This is a genomic window from Bradyrhizobium sp. AS23.2 (genome assembly GCF_001908185.1).
Lineage (GTDB): Bacteria > Pseudomonadota > Alphaproteobacteria > Rhizobiales > Xanthobacteraceae > Bradyrhizobium.
Genome location: NZ_LGHM01000218.1, coordinates 1 through 6,286, shown reverse-complemented (window position 1 = coordinate 6,286; position 6,286 = coordinate 1). Strand labels below are relative to the sequence as shown.

At 57.5% G+C, this 6,286-nt stretch carries 9 protein-coding genes and 1 pseudogene; 2 read left to right on the top strand and 8 right to left on the bottom strand.

Features of this window, described 5'->3' with window-relative positions:
- From AC630_RS37375 to AC630_RS37340, 7 genes are all read right to left on the bottom strand, one after another.
- Positions 1 to 447, bottom strand: a 447-nt coding sequence (locus AC630_RS37375) for a DUF488 domain-containing protein (RefSeq protein WP_074123385.1), incomplete at its 3' end; no start/stop codon positions are given.
- Between the two features lie 43 nt (positions 448 to 490).
- The gene (locus tag AC630_RS37370; protein WP_074123383.1) at positions 491 to 694 is read right to left on the bottom strand and encodes a hypothetical protein; all 204 of its coding nucleotides are present in this window, start codon (positions 692 to 694) and stop codon (positions 491 to 493) included.
- Entirely contained in the window at positions 691 to 1,083 is a 393-nt protein-coding gene (locus tag AC630_RS37365; RefSeq protein WP_074123382.1) for a hypothetical protein, read from the bottom strand. The genes AC630_RS37370 and AC630_RS37365 overlap by 4 nt, the downstream gene beginning before the upstream one ends.
- A gap of 220 nt (positions 1,084 to 1,303) precedes the next feature.
- Positions 1,304 to 1,750 carry a DUF5681 domain-containing protein gene (locus tag AC630_RS37355; protein ID WP_074123380.1) on the bottom strand — a complete coding sequence of 149 codons (447 nt, stop codon included), beginning with the start codon at positions 1,748 to 1,750 and terminating at the stop codon, positions 1,304 to 1,306.
- Complete coding sequence (locus AC630_RS37350; RefSeq protein ID WP_074123379.1) at positions 1,743 to 1,943, bottom strand: hypothetical protein; 201 nt, start codon at positions 1,941 to 1,943, stop codon at positions 1,743 to 1,745. The genes AC630_RS37355 and AC630_RS37350 overlap by 8 nt, the downstream gene beginning before the upstream one ends.
- A gap of 9 nt (positions 1,944 to 1,952) precedes the next feature.
- Positions 1,953 to 3,143 (bottom strand): hypothetical protein, encoded by a 1,191-nt coding sequence (locus tag AC630_RS37345; protein ID WP_074123378.1) that lies wholly within the window; start codon positions 3,141 to 3,143, stop codon positions 1,953 to 1,955.
- 360 nt (positions 3,144 to 3,503) lie between these two features.
- Positions 3,504 to 3,689: a hypothetical protein gene (locus AC630_RS37340; protein ID WP_074123377.1), complete on the bottom strand. Its 186-nt coding sequence runs from the start codon at positions 3,687 to 3,689 to the stop codon at positions 3,504 to 3,506.
- 634 nt (positions 3,690 to 4,323) lie between these two features.
- On the opposite strand from AC630_RS37340, the gene AC630_RS37330 reads away from it, so the two are divergent.
- Positions 4,324 to 4,536, top strand: coding sequence for a cold-shock protein (locus AC630_RS37330; protein ID WP_074123375.1), 213 nt, complete (start codon positions 4,324 to 4,326; stop codon positions 4,534 to 4,536).
- Between the two features lie 500 nt (positions 4,537 to 5,036).
- Positions 5,037 to 5,276 (top strand): hypothetical protein, encoded by a 240-nt coding sequence (locus AC630_RS37325; RefSeq protein WP_074123374.1) that lies wholly within the window; start codon positions 5,037 to 5,039, stop codon positions 5,274 to 5,276.
- A 796-nt stretch (positions 5,277 to 6,072) separates the two neighbouring features.
- On the opposite strand, the pseudogene AC630_RS46435 reads toward AC630_RS37325, so the two are convergent.
- Positions 6,073 to 6,286, bottom strand: a pseudogene (locus tag AC630_RS46435) (hypothetical protein); the annotation flags it as partial.

Genomic DNA, 6,286 nt, shown 5'->3' with positions numbered 1-6,286 from the left:
TGACGGTGCTGCGCTCAAATGAACAAGATTAAACTTACCGCGCCTCGCCATCGAATCAGCGACGATGCAGCGGTGGCAATTAGTGTGATCCTGTTCAAAGCAAAGCAAACATGCAACGGATTTTCCCGCGGCGGTCACAGCCTCGGCGAGAGCTTGTTGCGCTGCAGTGGTCAACATATGAGCCGCGAATATTCGTCGAAAATCGGCGAAGCGACCCTCCCGCGCCGCGATGCGGCCAGGTTTGGGATCGCCGAGCCCCTTCAGATGCAGATAACCGATGCCAGCATTATTCAGCCCTTCGGCGAGAGAGGTCTTGGAGAAGCCCGGCTTCCGGGAGATCGGTACGTCGCGAACATCAACCAGTAGTGTGACACCGCTCTCCTGCAGCTTCGCGAACAGATCGGTCGGCTTGCAGCCCTCGTATCCGATCGTAAACAGCTTCTTCATTCGCCATGCTCCTGCGGTGCGCCCTCATCACCATGTTCGTTAATCATTGACAAGTCGGTAAAATCAAAGGTTTGCCTGTGAGACATAAAAACCCGTCATGGCCCCGGACCGCGCCGGCACTGATAAGATCAGCCACCTGCCGATTGGCGTCATCCTGATCGGTCGCCGCGATGATGTGCATGTACCTGGCTGTGTGAGCTTGGCGGGCTTCCAAAAGCGCCAGGCGACGGGAGATGGTGGCTTTCATGTCTGCACCCCGAGCAGTGTGTGGATCAGATCGGCATCCGTCATCTGCTTCATGCGCTCCTCGTTGAGGGTCGGGAACGGCGCAAATCCGGCCTCGTTTCGCTCCATCTCCGACCTCTGGGCTATGCGATCAATCGTGCGCTCGAGTTGCTCATATTCCGCGCGAGGCATTGTTTTACTCAACCGGTCCCGATACCAGCACGGCTCCGGCAGCGGTTCATCTTCGGCCCATTCGGCGCAGATCACCTTGTCGCCCTTGGCAAAAGTGGCGCCCTTCAGGGCCTCTGACACGTCACCTTCTGGACGTCGCCACACCACTAGCATTTCATCCGGTCGGGCAGTCCGTGTTTCCAGCTTGACGATCCGTGATTCCAGGCCGCGTCCGATCATTGCAGGTGCTCCGGGCGACCGTGGATCGCCAACCATTCTTCAACCGTCGCGCAAGGCGAAGGGGCGATTATGAAGCAATGCCCGCCAGACTTGGCCGCTTCAATCGCGGCCAGCTCGCCCGGCGTGGCAGGCTCACTCACATGGTAGACGTACGGCCACTCGAGCTTCGCGTTCCGCCGGTCTTCCAGTCTGACCAAGCGAGACTTCAGATTTCGTCCCATCATTGGTTCGTCATCCTTTCCAGGCGCCCCAAGCGCTCGGTGAGTTCGGCCGTCTCGAATGCCTTCACCCAGGTGTCGATCAAGCGCGAAATCTCGCCAGCATCGGCGGGCGTGAGTTCGCCTGTGGCCACAGCAGCGAGAACGGCGCTAGACGCCTTGGCAGCATCTTGCGCGGTGCCGATCGGCGGCAAGCCGAATGTCACAGGCCGATCTTTCCGCGCCGGCATGATGCGATCGAGGCAAATACGAAGCGCTCCCATATCGCCGGTTAGCGCTAGGTCGATCGCCTTCTGGGTCAACGCCTCAGCTTGCCCATCCAGCAGGGCTTCCATCGCCAACGTGGTGACATTGCGCGCGCCTTTTGGCCGCCCGGTGGGATTGCCAGATTGCCCCTTCTGAAAGGGTCGACCGCGCTGCTTTTCGGCTGTTTTATCAGCGTCAGGCATCGGCCGCTTTTTCGGCCGACGAGTCCTCGATGATGAGGCGGAAATTTTCGTCAATCCCATAAGCCTGCGACTTTCCGATTTCGTGGACGATTTCGCTATCACCCCAGACGATATTGCCGTCCTTGAGCAACTTCGACTGAAAGCGAACGGTGAACGGCTCTTCTTTTTCCGTAGTGATTGTCACAGTGATCATCAGGGCGCCCTATAGTTTGAGGTAGGTAGTGGCGAGGATGGTCGGCTGCACTATTGGGTGGGCTCCGCCACCGCCGGCGCTATAGGTCGTGTCCAGACCGTTGTTGCTGTTGACGCGCACGCCAGTGGCCGACGTCGAGGTGTTGGCGCCCACAATGTTGAAACCGAATGCGCCGCCGCCGCCCTGATTGCCGCCGCTCTGCGTGTAGTTGTAATTGTGGTTATGACCCGGGTCGTAGATGCCTGCGGTGTGATAGTGCGGTGGCATCTGCGCGATGGTCAGCGTCTGGCTTTCCGCACCACCCGCCGCTCCAAGCGTCGTTCCCGCCGCGCCAAAATACGAAGAGGTAAGACGCCCCGCGGCGATGTTACCCATATCATCGAGGCTGGCGACGACGCGGCCTCGGCAGTCCGGAAGAGTGAGCGTCTTGTTGGCAGCGAAGTCAGCGGCAGCGGATACGCCGCGACCGCCGCTTACCGCCAGGTTAGCATCTGCGCCCCACAGGTAGGCAAACAGAGCTTGCGTATCTCCATTAGCCCGCTCGGTCGCACCAGAAGTCGCAGAGCCGATCGCCCTGCCGTTGCACCGCACCCATCCGGTCAGGATGCTAGTTCCGTAAAACTGCATAAAGGCACCGGTCTGAAAGATGGTCGACGGGTCGACTGAACCGCCGCCGCCTCCACCGCCGGACGAAGGCCCGACCACCAGCAGGTTGTCCTGCACAAGCTTCTGGTTGCCGTTCTTGTCCGTCAGGCGGATTTTGATTGAGCCGTCAGCGCAGAAAAGCTGCGGAATGCGCCCGGCCGAGTCCAATGTGATGGGGTTCGGCCAGGCGAGCGTCAGGCCCGAATCCTGGTAGCAGTTTTGCGGCGCTGCGGTCGTTCCGGCTTGGATCAGAAAGAGCTTTCCGCCGCTGAGAGGCTTGGCGAACTCGTCGAGCTGCTGCGTCATGCTGATGCCGGGGATGGTTCCGGCTGCCATTACATTGGAGGCGAGTAGCACGAGCGCGAACAAGGCGCTTACTCCGCGAGCGAAGTAATGCAGATTGACGCCGTCTAAACGAAGTCGATCAACGACCGATTGACGGATGTAGTCAGATTTCGACTGGCACCGTTGTTTTGCTGCCGCGTCTATCGCTTCCGACAGGTTTGCTGGCGCCCTGAATTGCACCAGATCTTCGAACTTGCGACGGTCGTCCATCTCTCATCCTCATGCAATCTGCATGGGATTGTCAGTACGAGCGGTGGACTCCTCGTACCATATCAACGCTGCTGATCTTGCGGACTATGCTGCTTTGCGCCGCACCTCGCGCGCACGAACCGAGGCGAACTTACTTCGGCGGGCTGGCTTGGCAGGAGGTTTCCATTCCCAGCAAAAACGCAGCTGCAACACCCGGTATGTCGCAGCATCTCTACTCAACACTGCTGATGTTGGGCGAGCTCTTAAGCAGCGCACTCAACAGAATCGATGAGCTCGAGAAGAAAGTCGACAGACAAACGGCAGATAAACGCTGATCGAGCTTAAGGGGAAGAACATCCCTGAATAGAACTTTAAGACGCCTCACCTGCCGGCCTTGCCCTCGACCTCGCGCGCTATCCGCTCCGCTCTGAGACGTCTGTGGTTTTCCTGGAACTCTGGATCGGCCTGACTGTCCGCAATCATTTGCCGCGCTCCGTTTGGATTTTGCGCTTTGCGGTCCGCCTCGTCGGCTATCTGCTGCTGGGCGGAGCGTTTCCGTTCGGTCATTACTAGATCCTTGCGCTCATTGATTAGGACCGTATCGCCTTGCAAAGATAGTTGGAAGAAGGAGTCATCAAGTCACTTCGCGTAACCTTGGGATCGCAGCCACGCGATCCGACGCTCTCCATTCATCCAATCGTCAATTTCTGTCTTGCTTGTGAAACCCGTGATTTCTCGGGGTTCTGTGCCGGGGTATTCGGCGATGATAGCCCAGTCGCCTTCAGAGTTACGGACTGGTTTGAAACTCACTTTTACTTTTGCCATGCCGAACTATGCAGGAAAGTGCGCAAAAAGTGAAGCTCGCGGAAGCATTTCGAGCCGCCAGCCCGGCCGACGCCTTGTCCTTTTGTTGTGCAGACGAGGAGCCGCTATATTTCCGGGCACCCAAGGTCGTTCCCAATCAATCACCAAGTTCGGAACAAACCACCACCCGTGATGAAAAGCACCATTGGCTTTCTTATTGTAGTCTCTCAACTAATGGTGTAGTGTCTCAGGCATCGATACTGGCCGAACAACTGTTCCGCTTTCGCCTCAGCTCCTGACGGCGCGCACGTTTCAGACATTCTCCAACATCGACGAACTCGGACACTGGCCGCAACTCCGCGCGCCAGATCCTGCGCGTATACGAAAGGACGACCTGATGAACACAGGTACAGTGAAGTGGTTTAACACCCAAAAGGGCTTCGGCTTTATCCAGCCGTCAAACGGCAGCAACGACGTTTTTGTTCATATCAGCGCGGTCGAACGCGCCGGTATGGGCACTCTCAGCGAAGGTCAGACGGTGTCTTATGACGTCGTCGCAGACCGTCGTACAGGCAAGTCCGCCGCTGAAAATCTTCGTGCTGCTGCTTAAGTAAGAGCACGACAGACCTGTCGCTCTCGCCACGGATGTACTGGCAGAGCTTGTGGTCATGCCCCGTTCCCAAATCATTGGGAGCGGGGTTTTTGATGGAATCCAGTCAAAGCGATACCCAAGTAAGCTCGTCGGTGGCTTCGCGTCAAAATCATCGCGCGTAGTTACCGAGAGAAGAGCCGACAATTTGGTCTGGACTGCGTTCGCCAAGCCAACTCAAGCGTGACGTTGGTACTAGCGGCAGCCTCAGATCGCTGGACCGCTGACGCGTAGTTCGATCCCTGGCGAAAGACAGCAAAGGCTGTTCGAAGAACTAAACCAGGAGCGATGCATGCGGACTGCGGGAGTTACCCCCGCTGCCAGGGATGCCTTTCCTGTTTATGTTCGCTGCCTCGACCCGATGCGACCTGTCCAAACTCTTCAAGAAACCATTCGTGTGTGCATTGGGCGGCCGTGCAATTCGACAAACGTGGTAGGTTAAGAGCAAAGCAGGAGATCAAATGAGCATTGTAAAGCGGCATCTGGCCGAGCAGGAAGAGCGGCTGGTCTTAGTCGAGGAAATCTGCATCGATATAGGAGCGCTCGTCTTGGATACCGCTACAGACGAAGTCTACTTTTCTGCGGATGAAGAGGCTTACAGGAGCGCCTACGTCGCCGTGTTTCAGGCGTGGGCGAAGGGCACAATCAAGGGCACAGCGGAACAGATATTCGAGGCTACAAAATCCATACTCGAGGATTAACGAACCCGCCAAGGCAAAAATGGTCCGTACGTGAGCGCGTCAGGATCCGGAAGCAACAGGATGCATTCCAGAGCCCCGCTGGAGCAGCCGCAACCGTGAGGTAAACACATGTCCTATGCGTATAAGCTCGATGAAGACGTTCGCCACCAACCCCAAGGCCCACAAGGACGGACCGGAACTGAACAGCCCGCGATTTACACCATCGTACAGCATATGCCCATCGAGTCCGATGGACGGGTAAGGTACCGCATCAAGTGCAAGTCCGAGAAGATCGAGCGAGTCGTTACGGAAGATCAGCTTTCGTACCCTCAGTGACGTCCAGCGGTTGATCGATCGCGAAAATGTCCTGAGAGCGCGAGCCCTGTTACGCAAAAGGCGGTACCTCGACCAGCGTTCCGATCAATCGCAACAATGCTTGCTGTTCGGGCCCACTTCCGTGACGCAAGAACTCACCCAACTCGATGTGAGATAGGCGGCCACCAGAGGGCGCATTAGGCTGGTGGATGATGAAAGCATGACCGCTTGCCGGCTCGCGAGCGATGAACCATGCGTCGCCATTTGGGCTCCGATAGAGCTCTCGCCGTTCTGTAATATCTCCTCCTAGCTCCCCCCAACAATACAAGAGGGGATGGCCGCTTGCGAGAGAGAGGTATGCGAATCACCACCCATCTTCTGGTCGGGCGCTTTAGGAACCTACATGACCCGCCACGGCATCGCGTTGGGAAACAGGACGGTCTTAGCACCGAACTTTGAACGCGGAGAGAGCCAAACGACCGGGGGCCAGGTTTGCTGGGGGTCAAAGGCGGTCCTCGCGGATCTGCCTGCGTAGGCCCGCTCCGCCCCGGCTTGCGGAAGGTTTTGGCGCAGGCAGGCCGAACCGTTCAAAATACTGAGTAACTTCCGAGCTTGAGTGGTCCCCAGAATGATACGCCGCGAGAGCCGCCATATCGCCATCCAGGAACATCGCCAGAGCAACTTGGCTGACGACCCATACGCCACCACCAACACGA

Excerpts from the sequence above, each read along its gene's own strand:
- AC630_RS37340 (WP_074123377.1), bottom strand. The coding sequence starts at position 3,689 with ATGACCGAACGGAAACGCTCCGCCCAGCAGCAGATAGCCGACGAGGCG.
- AC630_RS37330 (WP_074123375.1), top strand. The coding sequence starts at position 4,324 with ATGAACACAGGTACAGTGAAGTGGTTTAACACCCAAAAGGGCTTCGGC.
- AC630_RS37365 (WP_074123382.1), bottom strand. The coding sequence starts at position 1,083 with ATGATCGGACGCGGCCTGGAATCACGGATCGTCAAGCTGGAAACACGG.
- AC630_RS37355 (WP_074123380.1), bottom strand. The coding sequence starts at position 1,750 with ATGCCTGACGCTGATAAAACAGCCGAAAAGCAGCGCGGTCGACCCTTT.
- AC630_RS37325 (WP_074123374.1), top strand. The coding sequence starts at position 5,037 with ATGAGCATTGTAAAGCGGCATCTGGCCGAGCAGGAAGAGCGGCTGGTC.
- AC630_RS37345 (WP_074123378.1), bottom strand. The coding sequence starts at position 3,143 with ATGGACGACCGTCGCAAGTTCGAAGATCTGGTGCAATTCAGGGCGCCA.
- AC630_RS37350 (WP_074123379.1), bottom strand. The coding sequence starts at position 1,943 with ATGATCACTGTGACAATCACTACGGAAAAAGAAGAGCCGTTCACCGTT.
- AC630_RS37370 (WP_074123383.1), bottom strand. The coding sequence starts at position 694 with ATGAAAGCCACCATCTCCCGTCGCCTGGCGCTTTTGGAAGCCCGCCAA.